Source organism: Pseudogracilibacillus sp. SE30717A, assembly GCF_037071985.1.
Taxonomy (GTDB): domain Bacteria; phylum Bacillota; class Bacilli; order Bacillales; family Amphibacillaceae; genus Pseudogracilibacillus.
The window spans coordinates 141706-161910 of the sequence record NZ_JAXHDF010000008.1; the positions used below are offsets into that span (position 1 = coordinate 141706).

Sequence of the window (20205 nt, forward strand, 5' to 3'; positions counted from 1 at the left end):
AAAACAACCCTTCGCAAGAGTTGTTTAAATAATAAAATAATAATTAATTATGACGAGATACATATTTACCATCAGATGTACTTATAACAAGTGTATCACCTTGATTGATAAACAGAGGCACTTGAACGACTAATCCTGTTTCTAAAGTTGCAGATTTAGAACCACCACTTACTGTATCCCCTTTTAAACCTGGTTCTGTTTCCGTTACTTCTAATTCGACATTATTTGGTAAACTAACTCCAATTACTTCTCCTTCAAACATTACAATATCTACATTCATATTTTCTTTAATAAAATTTAATTCATACTCAATTCGACTCGCTGGCAGTTCAATTTGTTCATAAGAGTTCACATCCATAAACGCATGTGTATCTCCCGATGCATATAAATATTGCATTTTCTTATGGTCGATATGAGCCCGTTTCACCTTCTCACCTGCACGGAAAGTTTTTTCTTGAATATTCCCATTTCGTAAATTCCGTAATTTTGAACGGACAAACGCTGCACCCTTACCTGGCTTTACGTGCTGAAACTCCATTACTTGCCATATATTACCTTCAACTTCAATTGTTGTTCCTGTTTTAAAATCATTTACTGAAATCATTGATTGTTTACCTCCTGTTGAACTATTCTACGTATATTAATTCTTTCGTTGCAGTTGTCAATCTTTCATTTCCTTCTTCGGTAATCACAATATCATCTTCGATCCGGCAGCCGCCAAGTTCGGGTATATATATGCCCGGTTCAACTGTTACAACCATATTTTTCTTTAAAATGATATCTGAACGTTTAGACAATGTTGGTCCTTCATGTACCTCTAATCCTATTCCGTGACCAGTAGAATGTCCAAAATATTTACCATAACCTTGTGCTTCTATATAGTCCCTAGTTAAAGCATCCGCCTCTTTTCCTGACATATTCGGCTTAATTCCTTTAACTCCTCTTTTTTGTGCTTCTAAAACGATATGATAAATTTTTTGTAATTCTTCACTAATATATCCTACAGCAATTGTTCTCGTAATATCTGAACAATATCCCTTAAACAACGCGCCGTAATCGAGTGTAACCAGTTCTCCACTCTCTATGGTCTTTTCTGAAGCCACTCCATGAGGTAATACAGAGCGATAACCAGACGCAACGATTATATCGAAGCTAGACGAAGTTGCTCCTTGCTTTCGCATAAAAAATTCTAATTCATTTGCAATATCAATTTCTCTAACTCCTGGTTTAATATAACTTAAGATATGATCGAATGCATTATCGGCAATTTGTGCTGCTTGTTTAAGAACGGTAATTTCCTCATCCGTTTTTGTAACCCTAATCGATTCGACTATGTTTTTTACTGGTACAAGGTGAACAGGGAATTTGTCTTTAAATAATGCGTATTCTGCGTATGTAATATTCCCTTCCTCAAAACCTAGCTTTTTTATATTTGTTTTTTTAATTATTTCAGTTAATTCTTCTTCAATCGGACCTTTATGTTCTACAATAGTAAACTCTGTTGCTTGTTCCGTAGCTTGCTCTATATATCTAAAGTCAGTAATAAGAAGTGATTTGGAATTCGTAATAAATACTACACCAGAAGAACCAGTAAAGTTTGTCATATACCTTCTATTATAAGGATTCGTAATTAATATCGCGTCAAGATCCATCTTTTCTAATGTTGCACGGAGTTCAGCAATTTTTCTCAAAAGTTTGTTCACCTCTTTACTATTATATTAATTCCTTACGTTAACATCTTATCATAAACCTAATAGGCATGGCTAAAAATAAAGTAAATATCCAATTATTCATATTCCTCTTTTATGTTTTCATAATCAAAAGAGATAGAATAACCGGTAAATACGCCATAAAGTACAAATAAACATAACATAGAGATATGGGACTCAGAGTTTAAATTGAGAAATGGATTGTAGTTATTAATAAGAATAGGCGAGATATAATAAAGTACTCCCCATATTATTCCTCCATAAACCGCGCCAACGACCCAGCTTTTACGTTGTCTTAATAGGTAATAATATACTAACGCCAAAATAGTAGACATTATACTAAAAATGACAAGTAATATAAGATATGCATACCATCTTTCTATCCATTTACTATCAGAAAATATCAAGTTAAGAAATAATTTCGGCTTTACTTCTGTCATATTGAAATAATGCATGACAAAGAAAAAAACACCAATAAACACTCCTCCAAATATACCGTTTAGCACCGTTTTCTTGAGTAACTTATGTTTGACCTTTGACATTTCTTTACTGTTTGTCATTATATCGACCTCCTAAAATTATTATTGCCCATTTTAATTAAAAGAATGAAAATAAAGTAACAACACTAGTGATTCTTACATTTATCTAGTAAAATAAAAGGAAGGCTGGTGATATATGGTGAAAAAGAGAGTTACAACTTATGGCGGGCAAGCCTTAGTAGAAGGGGTCATGTTTGCAGGTAAAAACAGTTTTGTTTCCGCGATAAGAAGAAAAGATAATAGTATTGAATATTTTGAGCTAAAAAGGGTAGAATCTAATATAACAAAGAAGTTAAAGAAAATACCTTTTTTACGAGGGATAGTTGCATTACTTCAGGCAAGTGCAAACGGTGTAAAACATCTTGATTTTGCATCTGAGCGTTATGATGTGGATCCTCAAGATGATAAAAAGCTATCAGAAGAAAAAGAAACCTCAAAATTAGTTATGATTCTTGGAATCGGTGTAATTGGAGTATTATCGTTTATTGTAAGTAAACTAATATTTACGGTCACTCCCGCGATTGTAGCTAATTTTTTCAGCAGTATTGTACCTACTAAAACCGGGCAAGTATTACTTGAGGGGTTTTTCAAATTAATTCTCTTACTGGGATATATTTATATCGTTTCCTTAACACCCTTAATAAAACGGGTTTTTCAATACCATGGTGCAGAGCATAAAGTAATCAATGCTTACGAAAACAATGCTCCTTTAACTGTGGAAGGGGTTCAGAAGCAATCAAGATTACATTACCGTTGTGGATCCAGTTTTATTTTGTTCACAGTGATTATTGGTGTTGTTGTATATATGTTTGTTGCGACTGACCCCCTTTGGTGGCGGATCGTAAACCGGATATTTTTAATTCCTGTAGTTATTGGCTTATCGTTTGAGGTATTACAACTTACGAATAAAGTAAGAGATATTCCTATATTGAAAATACTAGGATATCCCGGATTATGGCTGCAATTATTAACTACGAAAGAACCGGATGACAAACAAGTAGAAGTTGCACTTTGTTCCTTTAAAAGAGTATTACAAAATGACAGCGTTGAGGAATTTATTGAAGTGAATGCCGAACATAGCAGTGAAGCAAGTCAACCTCAATAAAGAAAGGAGGATTTTCGTTGGGTCGCAATAAATTTCCACTTTTAATTTATATTATTATTGGATTGGCCGTTATCGGATTAACTGCTTCATTAATAAGAAATCCAGGAAGCTTTTTGATGAGTATTTTAGTAATGATTGGTATTGGATTTGTCGTTTTCCTCATATTCAGTGCCATTGTAAACAAAAGAGGTCATGGAAATAATGACGATATGAAAAAATATCGAAAAGCAGCAAAACAATCTAATTTGAAATATAATAAAAACCAACCAAAAGTCAGGAAATCAATGCGGTCAGATTCTCCTATCAGACCAAAAAGAAGAAGAAAGCATGTAACGCATTTAACAGTTATCGACGGTAAAAAAACGAATAATAAAAATAGTGATCGAGCTTCTAACTAATGGGCTCGATTTTATTTTGGCCAAAATTTAAGAAAGTTGCTTGCCCTCTCCTTCCCTAATTGAATTAATGATTGTTTTTCGTCATCCGATATTAATATATCTGTCGTCTTAATATTTTTCACTGGAATAAAAACAATATTATGTTCCATCGTCTTAGAAATATATCTTGAATCATGTGCCTTTAGCATCGATTGAAACAATGCTTGCAACATATCTAATGCATTTTGAATATGATAAGGTTGCTGATCCTCCAATGAATCGCTTAAAGTAATGCCTAATACAGGACGCCTGTCTTTACCATCTTCTCTAAAAACCCATAATGGAAAATTGCTCAATAAGCCACCGTCCACAATATAGCTACGTGTTCGTTCTTTATTTATTAATTGTTTTGGCATAAAAAAATAAGGGAAACTTGCGCTCATCCTAATTGCTGTAGCCACGTTAAAAGATTTTCCATCTATATTATACACAGGGTATAAATCATCAGGAATTACGATTAACTTACCTAAAGAAATATCACTAATAACCACCTTTAAATATCCTTCCGGTATGTCTCCAAATGTCCGGATTCCTTTTGCTCCCAACTTTTCGTCTAGCCATTCCTCAAATAGATCCCCTTTATATAAACCCATTTGAAAGTACAATAATAACCATTTAATAAAGGGTATTTTCTTACTTAACAATGGAGGATCTAAAAATTTCTTTAAATCTATTTCTTTTAGTAATTGTTCAATCTCCAAGTCTTTATATCCAGCTGCAATAAATGATGCGATAATTGCACCAGCAGATGTTCCTGCAACCCTTTCTATTTGAAGTCCTTTTTCGGATATACTTTGGAGTGCACCTAAAAAAGCAAATGCTTTCACACCGCCACCAGAAAATACACAATCTATTCTCATGTATGTTCTCCTTCATTAGATGTTTAGGAATATTACACTACGAATGCATTCCTACTTATATATTTACTAATGAATATTGCTTTTAGAACTGCAACGTTAAATGAACAACATATTACTGGTTGAGAGATAGTAAAAAAAGACTGTTGAGTTATTCTCAACAGTCAATTACACGGAGATAAAGCCTTATCTTATTATTTATTTGTTATTTCATTTTCTTGTTGTATTTTAACTAATTGCTCAATTCTTGTTTTGTCAGCTTTAAAATAATTAACCAAATCTGCAATCCGATCAATTGCATTCCAACTTAAATGATGTTCTATCCCTTCTACATCATCATAAATCTTTTCTTCGTCAACTCCAATGATCTCTAAAAATTCCTCTAGTAAATCATGGCGAAAGACGAGCCGCTCACCCACTTTATTTCCCTTTTCTGTTAAGACAAATCCACGATACTTCTCATAATTCACATAATCATCTTTATCTAATTTCTGTACCATTTTTGTCACGGAGGATGGATGAACCACTAATGCTTCAGCTATATCTGTTACTCGAGCATAGCCTTTTGTTTCTATCAAATTATAAATTTGTTCTATATAGTCTTCCATACTAGGTGTAGGTGTTGGCAAATGGTTCCCTCTTTTCTAATTTTATCTATGCAACATTTTTTCTTACTCTATTTTATCGTAAAACTATACATTATACAAGGATAGATTAAGGTACTTTAAAAAAAATTACTATTTATAAACTATTTTGCCCTAGGACAAAATAGTTTATTTACCTGTATAAACTTAACTTCCACACCAACAAAGTGAATTTAAACAGATACGTGGATTAACTGAAAATGCTTCTATTTGATCATGACATCCTTATCATAATCAAACTGTTTTGCACAAAAAAGTAAACTGTACAGTTACTAATATTGAGGAATAAACTGATTGACCGCTGCGGAAATACACTACGCTTTCCGCGGGCGGCTGGTGAGCCTCCTCGAAGTACTTAAGGAAGGCTGACTAAAATCGCCCTTTGCGGACAACGTCGGCATACCCCTTGTCGGGGCAAGGGGCTGAGGCCATGCCCACGGTAAAGGAGACACAATGAGAGCGAGTGATAGCGTAGCTTGAACTGAAGTCGCTCTTATGCCTGTGGTGAAAGCAATGGTCCGTAGCGGAAAACAACCTAGCAATTACTGCACAGTTATATCAAAGGCAATGATAAAATATCTCAAAATAAAGTTGTATTTTCAAGCAACCTGTTAATTGAAAATACAGCTAAGGAAGTAAATCTCTAAACATCCTAATAAGTACTAAGGTTTATTTATCTTTTTCACACAACAAAGTTGAGTATAAAATAATTGAGATCTATTTCCTCAGATGGCCCATTTTCGCTCATTTCTTCTTGAATATATCTATATTTTCCCTTTAACAAGCTCTTAAGAATCTCTGTTAAGTTCTAAATTATCTTTTACTTCTTCAATTGTTTCAATAAACTTTTGTAAAGCTGGCGTTAAATAATCTGATTTACGATAAATAAAAACAGTCGTAATTTGACTATACTTTTTTGGTAACGAATAACATTTAATTTGATTTTTTTTCTCATATTCTTTTACGGTTGAATATGGTACATAGGCGACTCCTAATCCAGAAATAACAGAACCTAAAGTAGTTTCTAATGTACCAAGTTCCATTACTTTCTTAGGCACAATATTTTTTGCTTCTAACCATTCGTTCAACTTTGCACGGTAACCACATCCTTCACTAAACCGCAAAATTGGTAATTGGATTAACTCTTCTATACTTTTCGTTTTATTATTTGATATTAATACCAATTTTTCATGAAACACATCGATTTGAATAAGATCTGAATGATTCGTTATTGCACTTTTCGTAACAAAGGCACCATCCAACTGATATTGTAAAACTTTTTCTTTTAATTCAGCAGTTACACCTGTGGATAAGGTCAACTCTACTTTTTTATATTTTTCAATATATGCAGATAAGATCAGCGGTAATTTTATGACGGTTTCCACAGAAGCAACATCTAGTTTTCCTGTGGGATTATTATTACTGGAACCTATCATTTTCATTTCTTCTGTGAGCGAAATTATTTTTTGTACATATGGAAGGAGTGCATCTCCTTCATTCGTTAATGTAATTCCACGTTTATGACGATGAAATAGTTTAGTATCAAGATCACGCTCTAACTTTTGGATTCTTGATGTTACATTTGATTGGACGTAATTTAACTGTTCGGCGGCTTTATTAATACTTCCTTCATTGGCTACTGTTTGAAAAATAACTAAATCTTTTATATTCATATTCAACACCTCATATATCATTAATTAAGATATATATTATCTCTATTAATCATTTTACATGATACTACTCTTATTGTTAAATAGATGGTAGAAGAGTTGTTATACATATATCATGATTGGAGATACTTAAATGAAAAACAATATACTCATCGGAGCAATTCTATGTGCGATTGCCAGTGCATCCTGGGGCGCTATGTTCCCAGTTGCAAATCATGCATTTCTTTATATTGAACCGTTCTATTTTACAATTATTCGCTACTTACCTGTCGTCGTTATTTTAATAGTTCTACTTTATTTCTCAGAGGGGAAAAAGGCATTTAAAACTGATGGGAAAGGATTCATTCTTTGGTTTTTCGGGACGATGGGCTTTACTATTTACAATTTATTTATCTTTTGGGGACAGGATTTGCTAGGTGATTCCGGCGTATTACTTGCTTCCGTCATGGAGGCATTAGCACCAATTATTTCAGTCTTAATCGTATGGTTTGTGTACAAAAATAAACCGTATTTATTTACTATATTATGTATCATAGGAGCTTTTATCGGAGTTTTACTCGTTATAACAAATGGAGATTTAAGTATCTTATTTGGTTCAGGTCGTCTGTTCCCTTTATTTATTTTACTTTTAGCCGCTGCTGGATGGGCAATTTACACAATTGGTGGAGGAGTATTTTCAGGATGGTCTGTCTTACGCTACTCGACACTAAGTTGTCTTTATGGGACACTGACAGCTACCGTAGTTGTTTTAATTGTAAGTTTCTTAGGGTTTATTGAGGTACCTACATTTCATGAGGTATATATGGTGCGATACAATATGCTATTTATGATCCTTTTACCTGGATTATTTGCCCTATTATTTTGGAATAAAGGTGTCACGATGTTAAAACCTATTAATGCAATTTTATTTATTAATTTAGCTCCTGTTACGACTATTGTAATTCGAATGGTGCAAGGACATACGATCACTTTCTTTGAATACTTAGGAGTGACAATTGTATGTTTAATGATCATTTTAAACAATTTATATCAGCGGATGATGTTAAATAGACAACGATCAGTTATTGAAAAAGAAAAGCGACAACTAGCCTAATAAGTTTACTAAATGATGATTAAAAAACAGCGATCAAAAATCTAGATCGCTGTTTTTCTATTCTAGTTCATAATTTTGTTTATAAACCACATTTTAATTGAGCGCCACAACTTGTACATGTGTTACAGCCGCCCACTTCTGCAACATGTCCTTCACGACAAACCGGACATCTGTCTCCCACTTCAGAACCTATTGTTACATTCGTTTTTTCCAATTCTTGAATAGTATCCATAAGCACAATTTTTGGGGTCTCTTCGATAATATATTCATCCTCATGTTGCTCTTCATCAAACGTTGATTCTTCTGCTTTTAATGTCAACACTTGGGAATCTCTACTACCATCTACATAAACAGTTCCACCCTTTGCTCCACCTTTATATAATCGTTGGTACACACTTTCTACTTGAGAAACAGTGTATCCTCTCGGGGCGTTAACTGTTTTTGAAATTGAACTATCAATCCAGCGTTGAATCACACACTGGGTATCAGCATGAGCTTCTGGAGTTAATTCCATCGCTGTAATAAACCAATCAGGCAAGTTTTTCTCGTCTTGTTCTGGATTTTTATTTAAATATTCTTGCACTATTTTTGCTTTTACTTCTATAAACTTCCCAAGACGCCCACTTCTGTAATATGAAAATGAGAAATATGGCTCAAGACCAGTACTTACTCCAACCATTGTACCTGTAGAACCTGTCGGTGCAACGGTTAGTAAATGTGAATTACGAATACCATATTTAATAATATCTTCTTTAATATCAAATGGCATTTGCTTCATATAACCTGTATTAATAAAAGCTTCCCTTAATTGTTTCGTCTCTTCATCTGTTTTTCCAACTAAGAATGGAAAGCTGCCTTTTTCTTTTGCAATTTCAATAGATGCACGATAAGCAGTCGTAGCAATCGTTTCAAATATTTTATCAACTAATTCGTTTCCTTCTTTAGATCCATATTGAGTCTCACAGTATATTAATAAATCGTGAAGCCCCATTACTCCAAGCCCTACTCTTCTTTCTCCCAAAGCTTGTTTTTTATTTTCAGGTAGAAAGTATGGGGTTGCATCGATAACATTATCCTGCATACGAACGCCGACTTTTACAGTTTCCTTTAATTTCTCGAAATCAACTGTTTTCGTTTCCTTATTCGCCATTTGAGCCAAATTAATCGCAGCTAAGTTACAAACAGAATAAGGTGCGAGTGGCTGTTCACCACATGGATTTGTTGCAACTACTTGTTGACCATAGCTTACTGCATTTGTCATTTCATTGGCATTATCAATAAAGAAAATACCAGGTTCAGCAGAATAAGTAGCACAAATATTGATCAAATCCCATAGTTCTTTCGCTTTGATTTTACGATAGGTACGGATACTAAATCCTAGCTCTTTCCATTTACGGACATCGCCAATTTCATGCCATTTCTCATTATATTGTTGCATTTCTTCTTCGGTATAATTTTCAACGTTTGGAAAACGTAATTCATACTCTTCGTCATTTTCAACGGCTTCCATGAATTCTTTTGTCAAACAGACAGAAATATTCGCACCTGTTAAAAACTCTGAATTGTGTACGGAATAAGTACCACCTGTGTTGAGTTTCACTTCCGCTTCTTTGATCGCTTCTTTCGTAAAACCACCTAAGCCAGGCATCGTTTTATAATTCACAATTCCTTGGTATAAATCTTTTTCCGTTTCAGTTAACGGAGTAAATTTTAATTTTTCATTAGCTAACTGTTTAATTTGCTCATCATTTGTATTTTCAATTAAATAACGTAAAATTCTAGGATTTTGCATCTTAGAAATAATAAACTCTAAAATATCCGGGTGCCAGTCCGCAAGCATAATCATTTGTGCACCGCGTCTGCTTCCACCTTGTTCGACTAAATGAGTCAATTTTGCAATATCATCTAACCATGAAACAGATCCAGATGATTTACCATTAACACCTCTAGCTAACGTGTTACGGGGCCGTAATGTCGATCCGTTTGTACCTACTCCGCCTCCACGAGACATAATTTCCATAACTTGTTTACGATGATCTGAAATACCTTCTCTTGAATCTTGAACATAAGGCATTACATAACAGTTAAAATAAGTTACTTCAGTTTCTGATCCTGCACCGTATAATACTCTACCTGCAGGCACAAAATTTAGACTTGCAAGTTCTTTAGTAAATTGTTTAAAATAAGTATTTCTATTTTCCTCTGTTTGTTCAACGGAAGCTAAACCTGTTGCATTTCGCATTGCAATCTGCTCGTAAAAGATTTCCAAAGGTTTATCGATGGAATCCAAATCTCGTTTAACAAGTCCTGTTTCGATCTCTGTTTCATCTTCAAGTACAGTACAAAATTCATCAGCAACTTTGATTATCGCTTGTTTTTGTTCCCAATCAATAGAATGAACAAACCCATATCCACGTGCAGGGAATTTGGGATCTGGTTTTACAGTGAGTACAACAAAATCTCCTTGTTTTAATGTCTTTTTTTCAGTATCTTTAAAAGCATAACGATCAAGCATTACTAAGCGGGAAACACCTTCATGTGTTATACTCATTTCTGATGTAATTGGATGAACTTGTGGAAATAATTTTATGTCTTCGTTTAAAGCTTGTACATTTATTTTGGTATTTACGTCAATCATGATCGACATTCTTAACCGCTCCTTACTTAACATTTAATTAGACGTTTTATTTGCTACTTCCAATGTACACAAAAAAAAGAAAAAAATCAATATGTAGTAGTGATTTTTATTTTAAACATCTATATATTGTATTATTTTCATTTTAGAGAGTTTTTAGTCAATTCTTTTAAATCATTGCCATAACAATGTTTTCGCTGTTTATTATAGAACTTTATTATAATAAATAGATGTAATTTGTAAAATAAATTTTTTATACATATAATATAAAGTGTAGATGTAAGATCATTTTTTGGGGGACTCAGCATGACAATTTATTTAATAATCATTTTAGTTATTTTAATCGGATATTTTCTATTTACTTATTTCAGACAAAGATCCATCTTAAAAATGTTAACACAAGAGCAATTTATAGAAGGTTATCGGAAGGCACAGTTAATCGATGTACGAGAACCTCAAGAGTTCGATCGTGGTCATATTAGAGGTGCACGAAACATTCCACTTACACAATTGAAGCAAAGCCTAGCTGCAATTAGACCTGATAAACCTGTTTATCTTTATTGCCAAAATACGAGTCGCTCAGCAAGAGCAGCTCACATACTTCATAAAAATAAATATAAGGATCTATATGTATTACAAGGTGGATTTAAAAAGTGGACTGGTAAAATCGACCACAAAAAATAGTCAGAGTACATACTCTGACTATTTTTAATTACTTTTTTCATATTTAAGTATTGGTCTCCTTGCAGCAGTTGTTTCATCCATTCTCTTTACAACCGTATGATGAGGAGCATTTTGGACAATTTCTGGATTTTCTTTTATATCAGCAACAATATCAAACATTGTATCAATAAATTCATCCAATGTTTCTTTTGACTCTGTTTCTGTAGGCTCGATCATTAACGATTCCTCGATATTTAATGGAAAATAAATGGTAGGCGGATGAAACCCATAATCCAATATTCTCTTCGCAATATCTAACGTACGGACACCCAGCTTCTTTTGCCTTTTACCTGATAATACAAACTCATGCTTACAGTGCTGAGGGTATGGCAACTCAAACTCCTTTGCTAATCTCCTCATCATGTAATTAGCATTAAGCACAGCATATTCACTAACTCTTTTTAGACCCTTGGCTCCCATCGATCGGATATACGCATATGCCCTTACATTTATCCCGAAATTTCCATAGTAAGGTTTTACACGACCAATTGATTTTGGTCGCTCATAGTCGAACATATACAGATCTTGCTTTTTTACGATGATCGGCTTAGGTAAATATGGCTCTAGCTCTGCTGTAACACCAATTGGTCCCGATCCTGGTCCACCCCCACCATGAGGGCCGGTAAATGTTTTATGTAAGTTAAGATGTACGGCATCAAAACCCATATCACCTGGACGGACATAACCCATAATAGCGTTTAAATTCGCACCATCATAATAAAGTTTACCTCCAGCATCATGAATGATATGCGCGATATCCATTATTTCTGTTTCAAATAATCCAAGCGTATTAGGGTTTGTTAACATGAGTGCAGCAGTATTTTCATCTACTTTTCTTTTTAAATCATCTATATCTACTAGCCCATCAGTATTTGTTTTAACAGTTACCGATTCAAAACCCGCTACCGTTGCAGAAGCAGGATTAGTTCCATGTGCTGAATCAGGAATAATTACTTTGGTCCTATTTTTATCTCCATTATTTTCATGAAATGCACGAATCATCATTAACGCTGTCCACTCTCCATGAGCACCTGCTGCTGGCTGCAAGGAAACAGAATCCATGCCGGTTATTTCTTCTAATGATTTCTGGAGACTAAACAATACTTCTAGAGCACCTTGGACCGTTTCGATTGGTTGATATGGATGAAGATGAGTAAAACCATCAAGTTTCGCTATATCTTCATTTATTTTGGGGTTATATTTCATTGTGCATGAACCTAATGGATAAAAACCTGAATCAATTCCAAAATTACGCCTAGACAAGCCAGTATAATGTCGGACTAACTCTAATTCACTTACTTCGGGTAATTCAGCCGGTTCATTACGAATGTATTGTTCCTCTATTTCGATCTTTTGTACTGGAACATCTAAAGGAGGTAAATTTGTACTTATTCTACCCTTTTTACTACGTTCAAATATAAGAGGAAAATCTTCATTGATCATGTATATCCCTCAATTCCTTCACAAAGATATCCATCTCGTCCTTTGTTTTGAGTTCTGTTACTGCGAGCAACATATGTCCTTTTAAACTTGTATCAACCTTTTCTAAATCATACCCACCAATAATATTAGATTTTAATAATAAAGCATTAATTTCTTCAATAGGACGATCTAACTTTACAACAAACTCATTAAAAAAGTTATTACTATATGGAATAATAAACCCATTTTTTTTCAATTGCTCCATTAAATAATAAGCTTTTTGTATATTTTGATATGCCATCTCTCGTAATCCATATTTACCTAATGCAACCATTGCTACAGAACTTGCTAAAGCATAAAGGGCTTGGTTAGAACAAATATTTGAAGTAGCCTTTTCTCTCCTAATATGTTGTTCCCTAGCTTGTAATGTTAATACAAAACCTCTTACACCATTTTCATCATGTGTTTGACCAACTAATCTCCCTGGAACTTTTCTCATCAATTGTTTAGTTGTAGCAAAATAGCCACAATGTGGACCACCAAATTGACCAGCTATCCCAAACACTTGGGTATCACCAACAACGATGTCAGCTCCAAATTCTCCAGGTGGAGTCAGGTAACTTAGAGCTAATGGATTACATGAAGCAATGAATATTGCTTTTGAATTAGTTTTAATCAAATGATTGATTTCTTCTAATGGTTCAATTTGGCCAAAAAAGTTCGGATATTGTAAAACTACACTGGCAGTATTTTCATCAAGTTCTGACTCTAATTGTTTCTGATCTATTATTCCATTTACATGATCTATTTCGACGATTTCTAAATTAAACCCCTTTGCATACGTATAAACAACCTCTCGATATTCAGGATGCACCGTTTTAGATAAAAGGATCTTTGATAACTTCGTATGTCCATGACTTACATTGACAGCTTCGCCAAGTGCAGTCCCACCGTCATATAAGGAAGAATTAGCAACATCCATTCCTGTTAATTCTGCTATCATCGTTTGAAATTCGAAAATAGCTTGCAACTCTCCTTGAGAAATTTCGGGTTGATATGGAGTATATGCTGTATAAAATTCTGAACGGGAAATAATATGGTTGACCACTGATGGAATAAAATGTTCATATACTCCTGCTCCAAGAAAAGAATTGCATTCTGTTAAATTAAGATTTTTATTTGCTAATTGAGACATTTTCCTTTTTAACTCATGTTCGCTTAACGTTTCTTCAAGATGAAAGTCTCTTTTAAAACGAATGGATTTCGGAATATCTGAAAATAATGCTTCTGTAGATTTCACTCCAATAACAGCCAACATCTCTTCTTTATCTGCTTCAGTCATCGGCAAATAGCGATTACCCAAAATAATACCTCCTTACTCATTTTTTTGATCGACGATAAAATGGTGGCTCAATTACTTTTGCTAACACGGTTTTCTTTCTAATTTGAATCCAAATATTATTACCTGGTTTAAAATATGGGGCTTTAACTAAAGCTAACCCTATATTCTTTTTTAATGTTGGAGAGTAGGTTCCAGACGTAACAATTCCGATTTCTTCACCTTTCTCATTTAAAACTACGTACCCATGACGTGGAATTCCTTTTTCGATCATTTCAATTCCAATTATTTTTTGATCAACTCCATACTCAAGCTGATTTTTTAAGACATCCCTTCCGATAAAGTTAGCCTTTTTATGGATCTTCACGGCAAAATCTAATCTAGCTTCTATCGGCGTTATCGTCTCAGAAAGTTCTTGACTGTAGAGTGGTAGACCTGCTTCTAAACGAAGTGTATCCCTTGCTCCTAAACCGGCTATTTCCATCCCAAATTCTTTTCCGGCTTGTACTAATGCTTTCCATATAGAACGACCAACTGATGAGGGCATGTATATCTCAAATCCATCCTCACCTGTATAACCCGTTCGTGAAATAAACGTTGTTTTAAAATTGTTGATTAATATATTCGACTTAAACGTAAAGGGTTTGAGATTTTTCATCGTTTCAGACGTAACTTTATTTAATATTTTTTCTGCACAAGGACCTTGAAGAGCAATCACCGCATATTGATCTGACTCATTTATTATTTCGAGATCACTAGTATGGTTCCAGTGTTTATTTAACCAGATCATATTTTTTTCAATATTACATGCATTCACTACTAAAATGTATTCGCTTTCACTTTTCTTATAAAGTAAAAAGTCATCAATTGTTCCGCCTTCTTCATTACACATCAAAGCATATTGCACCTTATTTGGTGATAATTTACTCACATCATTCGTGACCATTTTTTGCAAGAAATCTAAACTGTCTTTTCCAATGATAGATATTTGTCCCATATGTGATACATCAAATAAACCGGCTTTTGTTCTTGTCGCTTCATGTTCATGCAACAAGCCAGAGTATTGTACAGGTAGTTCCCATCCACAAAATTCTACCATTTTTCCAATTTGATTGTACTCTGGGTACATGGGTGTTTGTCTTAATAGGCTCATTCATTAAGCTCCTTTCTCTTTATATTCATCACATATTCATAACAAAATAGAGCCCTTACTAATGATATGAAAACTCTTTTAAGACTTTTCCGACTCTCCCATAAATATAGCATTATAAAATGAATTATCTTGTTCATACTATAAGTAGTATGTTTATCTATTTTAACGTATTATACCATTTATTCACATTTGTATAAACATGATTTTGGAAAAAGGGGATTATTATGTCAAAAATAATTATTCAAAAAGATGATCAATTTTTGGAACAACTAAATGATGCAATCGCTAAAAATAATTTGACAGATTGGGAGCTTTTTAAACTTCATTATCAAATGAAAGAAGCAACAGCTGCTCGTGATTTTAATGAATTACAGGTGCTCTCTTACTTGCCCCATGTAACATTTTTAGACCACCAAATTAAAACAGCCAAGACGGTCATGCAAGAAATGAATGGAAGAGCAATACTAGCTGATGAAGTTGGTTTAGGTAAAACGATTGAAGCTGGACTGATTTTAAAAGAGTATATGATCAGAGGTTTAGTAAAAAATGCATTATTATTAGTGCCAGCCTCATTAGTAAATCAATGGATCACAGAACTTCATGATAAATTTTATATTCCTGCAGCCAGTTACCGAAAAAATTATAATTGGGACGATCATCCAATCTTTGTTACGTCAATTGATCTGGCAAAACGTGAACCACATCGAGAAAACATATTGAATTTAAATTTCGACATGGTAATAATTGACGAGGCACACAAGTTAAAAAACCATAAAACATTAAACTATTCCTTTGCAAGGTCATTAAAAAAGAAATATTGCTTACTTTTAACAGCGACACCGATTCAAAATCGGATAATCGAATTATTTAATTTAGTTTCGATTTTAAAACCGGGTTATTTAGGTAATTATGAAACATTCACTGAAAAATTTGGCAATAAAAAAACAGAGAATTTACAAGACACGTATCTTAATAAGCTTATTCAAAAAGTAATGGTACGTAATCGTAGAAAAGATACATTGCTTAAAGATGTAGAAAGAAACGTTCATTCAGTTTGGATCAATTTTTCAGCTGAAGAACAAAAAGTTTACAATGAATTGAATGATTTCCTAAACTCCTTTTCCAGTTTATCTAAAATAACATTTTTAAGAGAGTTATGTTCATCGCGGGAGGCCTGCTATTTATCACTTCAAAACAGTAAAAATGAACGTTTAAAACAAGCAAGTGAAGATATTATGAATAAGATTGCAATGCTTCCACACCATATTAAAGCAAAAAAACTAGTAGAACTTATTAAGCAATTCGGAGATGAAAAAGTAATCGTATTTACAGAATACCGTGCCTCTCAGTATTATTTACAATGGTATTTACAGCAGCATAATATCACTTCAGTCGCCTTTAGAGGGGGATTAAAACGAGGTAGAAAAGATTGGATCCGTCAACTTTTCAAAGACAACGCTCAAGTTTTCCTTGCAACAGAAGCGGGTGGCGAAGGAATTAACTTGCAATTTTGTAACTATATTATTAATTATGATTTACCTTGGAATCCGATGAGATTAGAACAACGAATAGGCCGAATACACCGTTACGGTCAAGAGAATGATATCCACGTTTATAATTTTGCAATTAAGAATACATTAGAAGAACATATCATGAACTTATTATATGACAAAATCGATGTGTTTGAACGAGTAATCGGTAAGTTAGATAAAATTTTGGCGACATTGCAAATTAGCAGTTTAGAAGATGAATTTATGCATATTATGGAAAATTCGAACTCCATTGGTGAAATGAAAATTAAGATGGATAATTTTGTTTCTGTCGTCCATGAATTAGGGGATCAGCACAATGAAGAACAACAACACGGTTAATCAAATTGACATTGAAAAATTTCTAATAAACTATTTCACTTCACATCATTGTGAAGTTATTCAAAATGAACCAGGAATCTTATCCGTCCAACTAACCATAGAAATGGACAAGGCTTTAATGAATCGACCATTTTATTGGCATTATATTGAAGCAACAGGAAATAAAGGGGAACCTAAAAAAATAACTTTCATTCTGGATCCGGAAAAATCAGCAGAAAAAGGGGAATGGATCCATTTTGGCAGTCCAAGATTACAACAAATAAATAATCATCTTGGTGCCAATGCAAAATTTATCCATCTCTTTGAAGAGTTAAATGTAGATAAAAATACAATATTACACCCTTGGTTGTTAACCAATTTTTGTATTATATATGAAGGTAAACAAAAAAAAGAGGAACTTTTCTCGATTGGCCTTAACTTAATAAATGGTACATTTATGTTTGATATGATGCAAGAATTAGAGGCCGCTTCACTTTCTCCAACTATTTCAGATAGATGTTATACGATCTCTCCATTAATAAAAATAAATAGTGGTTTTTTAAGGATTGAAAACTATATTCATCATTATATTTTAGAACAAGATCATACTTGGGCTAGTGATTCATTACAATTGTTGCAAGAGGAGATTGCCATGATTCATCATTTTTATGAAAATAATGATGAGGAGAATAAACAAGAAGAACTGGAAAAAGAACTAGAAGATATTCATGCAAGATTACAACCCAAAATTACGTACAAAGTAATTAATGGAGGTCTCTTATATTTACAAGAGACATTCCCAAAAAAGTAAAAATCCCCTACTAATCAGGAAATGGTCATCCTATTAGTAGAGGATTTTTGTTTAGTGACCGAATCCAGGTACTAAAATAAATTCAGTATACCATGTAAACCCAATCATAAACACTGTTAAATACGCACCGAACAAATACATATACATTCGTTCTGACAGCTTCAGATAACTAAGCGTTAGGAAAAAAGCCGTTTGAACTAGGAATAAGACTGCAGTATTATACATATCTCCAACATAGAACATAATAGTAAACATTCCTGTCCAAAAGGCAAGCACACGAAACATACGATCCATGCTTTTTCCCCTCCTTTTATGTAACCTAATACAAACTCATTATAAACTACGTTTCAAATAAAGTAAATAAATCATATGTTGATTTGAATAATTTTCGAAAATAGTATACAGTTTTTACAATCCTGTGACATTTATATTATCTTCAAGATGAATAATATGGTGAAATTCAGTTAAAAAATCATTTGTAGATTTAATACTAAAATCTAATGAAACTTTCTGCTCATCTTCCAAGACAAACTGAATTATAACTGTACCATTCGGATATTCATACGTAATTTGCCCTCTATCATTTATTTTATACAAGGCATCTTCTTTAAATTGAACTCTACTCATCTGAAAAAGCGTTTCAACTTCTAGCTGTTCTAACAACATATGCGTCATTTTACGTTCATTATTATAAATTGTCAATGAAGTAACTATTACACATAAGATTACTACACTGATTGCTAATACATACGGTAGGAAAAAACCTCTATCATTCATAGAGACTAAACGCTTTATCATATGTACTCCCCTCTTTATTCGTTAAAATAATTTTCACCGTATCCTTTAATTGCTCAACCGTAAACGTGTCAACATTTCGTATATACGTCTCATGTCCCCTTCCGTTTACTTGCCGTCGAACAATGTCTTTGTACTGCTCGATCACTGCTGTTTCTTCGGAAGATAATTGAAAATAAATTTTATTATTTTGGCTGTAAACATGTTGTGCCATGATGATATCGTTACGGATAAAAACAAAAAATTGTTGGGCTGAAAGTTCTTCTTCATGATGAAGTGGATGAACATAATTGAGGAAATGGATAATAATCGGCATGGTAATAATAATGATGAAAAGTGTTAACAACATTGATATAAAAGTGACACCTTGTTCATTTTTCTTTATATCCATAAAAGCAAATGGTTTCTTGTTTTTGTTTAACATTCTCCCATGACGCACATCCTTTCATTAATCCGTTTTCGTTTGAAAAAAGAAATAATACGCTCTTATTGTTTAATTCACTATATTCCTCAAAGGGATCATTATTATTAATAATGTTATCCTGTAAACGATCATGTAAGGTAAACGAAATTTTTCTGCGGTCTTGAAGTATCTTTTGCTCCTGCATTAAGAGTAACTGAATAGGTATAATTGTCGCTACAAGCATAAATAGAATACTTATAGCGACTAATACTTCGAGTAAGGTAAAACCATTATTGTTGTTCAATGTAATGCCTTCCTTTACCTAATGGAAATACTAAATGATAGGTTGTATCTTTATCTTTAAAAAGATATGTTGTTGGATTGATCACAGTTCCATTATTACTAAATGATAATCGATTATTTATTTTTACTTCGTGTGTTAGTTGTTTAGGATAATACCTTTTGATTTCTTCCGATTGCCTTTCCGTTAAAACTGCATAATATTCCTGATCAAAAACAATTCGTACATTTTGCCTCGTTCCTAAAGCTTGATTTTGAATATATAAAATATCAGAGTCCAATATTTTAAAAAATTGGGCTATCTCTTGTTTTTGAATCGTAGAAAAAATTGATGGTACTGCAAGAAGAACTAAACTAGCCAATATAACAATGGTGAGCAGCATTTCAAACAATGTAAACCCATTAATTTGTTTCATTTACTATAACTGTACCATTAGAATTTAATGACAGAGTATTTCCATTTTTACATTGTTTTTGATCCTCTTTTATATAGTCTTCTTTCCTTAACTCATCCAATGAATTCGGCTTTTTTCCTTTATCTAATTGATACGCCCCTACTTGAGCTTGTACGGTTTGGACCAAAGCCTCACAGCCACGATCATGTATAGTAGTACTTTTATCGGTTAAATTGGGAACTACTAATAAAATAAGCACTGTAATTATTGTTAATACGATTAACATTTCTATCAACGTAAAAGCGTCCTCTTTTTTATACATCTA

22 protein-coding genes are annotated in these 20205 nt (G+C 33.3%); 6 read left to right on the forward strand and 16 right to left on the reverse strand.

The annotated features are described in order from the left end of the window. Positions 1-43: 43 nt before the first annotated feature. The 3 genes from efp to SPD48_RS13875 form a co-directional block, all read right to left on the reverse strand. Positions 44-604 carry an elongation factor P gene (efp, locus tag SPD48_RS13865; protein ID WP_336258722.1) on the reverse strand — a complete coding sequence of 187 codons (561 nt, stop codon included), beginning with the start codon at positions 602-604 and terminating at the stop codon, positions 44-46. A gap of 22 nt (positions 605-626) precedes the next feature. Further along, the gene (locus SPD48_RS13870) at positions 627-1691 is read right to left on the reverse strand and encodes a M24 family metallopeptidase (protein WP_336258723.1); all 1065 of its coding nucleotides are present in this window, start codon (positions 1689-1691) and stop codon (positions 627-629) included. 95 nt (positions 1692-1786) lie between these two features. Continuing rightward, positions 1787-2269: a YqhR family membrane protein gene (locus SPD48_RS13875; RefSeq protein ID WP_336258724.1), complete on the reverse strand. Its 483-nt coding sequence runs from the start codon at positions 2267-2269 to the stop codon at positions 1787-1789. Positions 2270-2384: 115 nt separating this feature from the next. Between SPD48_RS13875 and SPD48_RS13880 the strand changes: the two genes are divergently transcribed. Both SPD48_RS13880 and SPD48_RS13885 read left to right on the forward strand, forming a co-directional pair. Next, a complete protein-coding gene (locus SPD48_RS13880) occupies positions 2385-3353 on the forward strand; it encodes a DUF1385 domain-containing protein (protein ID WP_336258725.1) in 969 nt (322 codons plus the stop codon). 17 nt (positions 3354-3370) lie between these two features. Next, positions 3371-3751, forward strand: coding sequence for an SA1362 family protein (locus SPD48_RS13885; RefSeq protein ID WP_336258726.1), 381 nt, complete (start codon positions 3371-3373; stop codon positions 3749-3751). An 11-nt stretch (positions 3752-3762) separates the two neighbouring features. Here SPD48_RS13885 and SPD48_RS13890 read toward each other — a convergent pair whose 3' ends face one another. The 3 genes from SPD48_RS13890 to SPD48_RS13900 form a co-directional block, all read right to left on the reverse strand. Then, complete coding sequence (locus SPD48_RS13890) at positions 3763-4650, reverse strand: patatin-like phospholipase family protein (protein WP_336258727.1); 888 nt, start codon at positions 4648-4650, stop codon at positions 3763-3765. A gap of 191 nt (positions 4651-4841) precedes the next feature. Then, positions 4842-5255 (reverse strand): transcriptional regulator MntR, encoded by a 414-nt coding sequence (gene mntR, locus SPD48_RS13895; RefSeq protein ID WP_336258827.1) that lies wholly within the window; start codon positions 5253-5255, stop codon positions 4842-4844. Positions 5256-6079: 824 nt separating this feature from the next. After that, a complete protein-coding gene (locus SPD48_RS13900; protein ID WP_336258728.1) occupies positions 6080-6964 on the reverse strand; it encodes a LysR family transcriptional regulator in 885 nt (294 codons plus the stop codon). 130 nt (positions 6965-7094) lie between these two features. Here SPD48_RS13900 and SPD48_RS13905 point away from each other — a divergent pair, with 130 nt between their 5' ends. After that, the gene (locus SPD48_RS13905; RefSeq protein ID WP_336258729.1) at positions 7095-8054 is read left to right on the forward strand and encodes a DMT family transporter; all 960 of its coding nucleotides are present in this window, start codon (positions 7095-7097) and stop codon (positions 8052-8054) included. Between the two features lie 79 nt (positions 8055-8133). On the opposite strand, the gene SPD48_RS13910 is transcribed toward SPD48_RS13905, so the two are convergent. Beyond that, positions 8134-10701 (reverse strand): vitamin B12-dependent ribonucleotide reductase, encoded by a 2568-nt coding sequence (locus tag SPD48_RS13910; protein WP_336258730.1) that lies wholly within the window; start codon positions 10699-10701, stop codon positions 8134-8136. A gap of 294 nt (positions 10702-10995) precedes the next feature. On the opposite strand from SPD48_RS13910, the gene SPD48_RS13915 reads away from it, so the two are divergent. Continuing rightward, positions 10996-11373 (forward strand): rhodanese-like domain-containing protein, encoded by a 378-nt coding sequence (locus SPD48_RS13915; RefSeq protein ID WP_336258731.1) that lies wholly within the window; start codon positions 10996-10998, stop codon positions 11371-11373. 24 nt (positions 11374-11397) lie between these two features. Here SPD48_RS13915 and gcvPB read toward each other — a convergent pair whose 3' ends face one another. The 3 genes from gcvPB to gcvT are packed head-to-tail and all read right to left on the reverse strand — an operon-like array spanning position 11398 to position 15326. Continuing rightward, positions 11398-12855: an aminomethyl-transferring glycine dehydrogenase subunit GcvPB gene (gene gcvPB, locus SPD48_RS13920; protein WP_336258732.1), complete on the reverse strand. Its 1458-nt coding sequence runs from the start codon at positions 12853-12855 to the stop codon at positions 11398-11400. Next, complete coding sequence (gene gcvPA / locus SPD48_RS13925; protein ID WP_336258733.1) at positions 12845-14197, reverse strand: aminomethyl-transferring glycine dehydrogenase subunit GcvPA; 1353 nt, start codon at positions 14195-14197, stop codon at positions 12845-12847. Before gcvPA ends, gcvPB begins: the two co-directional genes overlap by 11 nt. Before the next feature lie 16 nt (positions 14198-14213). Next, on the reverse strand, positions 14214-15326 hold the full coding sequence (gcvT, locus tag SPD48_RS13930; RefSeq protein ID WP_336258734.1) for a glycine cleavage system aminomethyltransferase GcvT: 1113 nt from the start codon (positions 15324-15326) through the stop codon (positions 14214-14216). A gap of 224 nt (positions 15327-15550) precedes the next feature. On the opposite strand from gcvT, the gene SPD48_RS13935 reads away from it, so the two are divergent. Both SPD48_RS13935 and SPD48_RS13940 read left to right on the forward strand, forming a co-directional pair. Further along, entirely contained in the window at positions 15551-17197 is a 1647-nt protein-coding gene (locus SPD48_RS13935) for a DEAD/DEAH box helicase (RefSeq protein ID WP_336258735.1), read from the forward strand. Next, positions 17175-17987 (forward strand): YqhG family protein, encoded by an 813-nt coding sequence (locus SPD48_RS13940; protein ID WP_336258736.1) that lies wholly within the window; start codon positions 17175-17177, stop codon positions 17985-17987. Before SPD48_RS13935 ends, SPD48_RS13940 begins: the two co-directional genes overlap by 23 nt. A gap of 51 nt (positions 17988-18038) precedes the next feature. Here the strand turns inward: SPD48_RS13940 and SPD48_RS13945 are convergent, their stop codons facing one another. The 6 genes from SPD48_RS13945 to comGC form a co-directional block, all read right to left on the reverse strand. Beyond that, positions 18039-18281, reverse strand: coding sequence for a DUF2626 domain-containing protein (locus SPD48_RS13945; RefSeq protein WP_336258737.1), 243 nt, complete (start codon positions 18279-18281; stop codon positions 18039-18041). Positions 18282-18395: 114 nt separating this feature from the next. Beyond that, positions 18396-18785 carry a hypothetical protein gene (locus tag SPD48_RS13950; protein WP_336258738.1) on the reverse strand — a complete coding sequence of 130 codons (390 nt, stop codon included), beginning with the start codon at positions 18783-18785 and terminating at the stop codon, positions 18396-18398. Beyond that, positions 18757-19206 (reverse strand): ComGF family competence protein, encoded by a 450-nt coding sequence (locus SPD48_RS13955; RefSeq protein ID WP_336258739.1) that lies wholly within the window; start codon positions 19204-19206, stop codon positions 18757-18759. Before SPD48_RS13955 ends, SPD48_RS13950 begins: the two co-directional genes overlap by 29 nt. Then, on the reverse strand, positions 19154-19489 hold the full coding sequence (locus tag SPD48_RS13960; RefSeq protein ID WP_336258740.1) for a type II secretion system protein: 336 nt from the start codon (positions 19487-19489) through the stop codon (positions 19154-19156). The genes SPD48_RS13955 and SPD48_RS13960 overlap by 53 nt, the downstream gene beginning before the upstream one ends. Further along, positions 19476-19901, reverse strand: a complete 426-nt coding sequence (gene comGD, locus SPD48_RS13965) for a competence type IV pilus minor pilin ComGD (protein WP_336258741.1) — start codon at positions 19899-19901, stop codon at positions 19476-19478. The genes SPD48_RS13960 and comGD overlap by 14 nt, the downstream gene beginning before the upstream one ends. Further along, complete coding sequence (gene comGC, locus SPD48_RS13970) at positions 19888-20202, reverse strand: competence type IV pilus major pilin ComGC (protein ID WP_336258742.1); 315 nt, start codon at positions 20200-20202, stop codon at positions 19888-19890. Before comGC ends, comGD begins: the two co-directional genes overlap by 14 nt. Positions 20203-20205 lie beyond the last annotated feature (3 nt).

Bases quoted from the DNA above. Each gene is read 5' to 3' on its own strand.
- efp (WP_336258722.1), bottom strand. From the start codon at position 604: ATGATTTCAGTAAATGATTTTAAAACAGGAACAACAATTGAAGTTGAA.
- SPD48_RS13875 (WP_336258724.1), bottom strand. From the start codon at position 2,269: ATGACAAACAGTAAAGAAATGTCAAAGGTCAAACATAAGTTACTCAAG.
- SPD48_RS13880 (WP_336258725.1), top strand. From the start codon at position 2,385: ATGGTGAAAAAGAGAGTTACAACTTATGGCGGGCAAGCCTTAGTAGAA.
- SPD48_RS13890 (WP_336258727.1), bottom strand. From the start codon at position 4,650: ATGAGAATAGATTGTGTATTTTCTGGTGGCGGTGTGAAAGCATTTGCT.
- mntR (WP_336258827.1), bottom strand. From the start codon at position 5,255: ATGGAAGACTATATAGAACAAATTTATAATTTGATAGAAACAAAAGGC.
- SPD48_RS13900 (WP_336258728.1), bottom strand. From the start codon at position 6,964: ATGAATATAAAAGATTTAGTTATTTTTCAAACAGTAGCCAATGAAGGA.
- SPD48_RS13905 (WP_336258729.1), top strand. From the start codon at position 7,095: ATGAAAAACAATATACTCATCGGAGCAATTCTATGTGCGATTGCCAGT.
- SPD48_RS13910 (WP_336258730.1), bottom strand. From the start codon at position 10,701: ATGTCGATCATGATTGACGTAAATACCAAAATAAATGTACAAGCTTTA.
- SPD48_RS13915 (WP_336258731.1), top strand. From the start codon at position 10,996: ATGACAATTTATTTAATAATCATTTTAGTTATTTTAATCGGATATTTT.
- gcvPB (WP_336258732.1), bottom strand. From the start codon at position 12,855: ATGATCAATGAAGATTTTCCTCTTATATTTGAACGTAGTAAAAAGGGT.
- gcvT (WP_336258734.1), bottom strand. From the start codon at position 15,326: ATGAGCCTATTAAGACAAACACCCATGTACCCAGAGTACAATCAAATT.
- SPD48_RS13935 (WP_336258735.1), top strand. From the start codon at position 15,551: ATGTCAAAAATAATTATTCAAAAAGATGATCAATTTTTGGAACAACTA.
- SPD48_RS13940 (WP_336258736.1), top strand. From the start codon at position 17,175: ATGAAGAACAACAACACGGTTAATCAAATTGACATTGAAAAATTTCTA.
- SPD48_RS13945 (WP_336258737.1), bottom strand. From the start codon at position 18,281: ATGGATCGTATGTTTCGTGTGCTTGCCTTTTGGACAGGAATGTTTACT.
- SPD48_RS13950 (WP_336258738.1), bottom strand. From the start codon at position 18,785: ATGATAAAGCGTTTAGTCTCTATGAATGATAGAGGTTTTTTCCTACCG.
- SPD48_RS13955 (WP_336258739.1), bottom strand. From the start codon at position 19,206: ATGTTAAACAAAAACAAGAAACCATTTGCTTTTATGGATATAAAGAAA.
- comGD (WP_336258741.1), bottom strand. From the start codon at position 19,901: ATGAAACAAATTAATGGGTTTACATTGTTTGAAATGCTGCTCACCATT.
- comGC (WP_336258742.1), bottom strand. From the start codon at position 20,202: ATGTATAAAAAAGAGGACGCTTTTACGTTGATAGAAATGTTAATCGTA.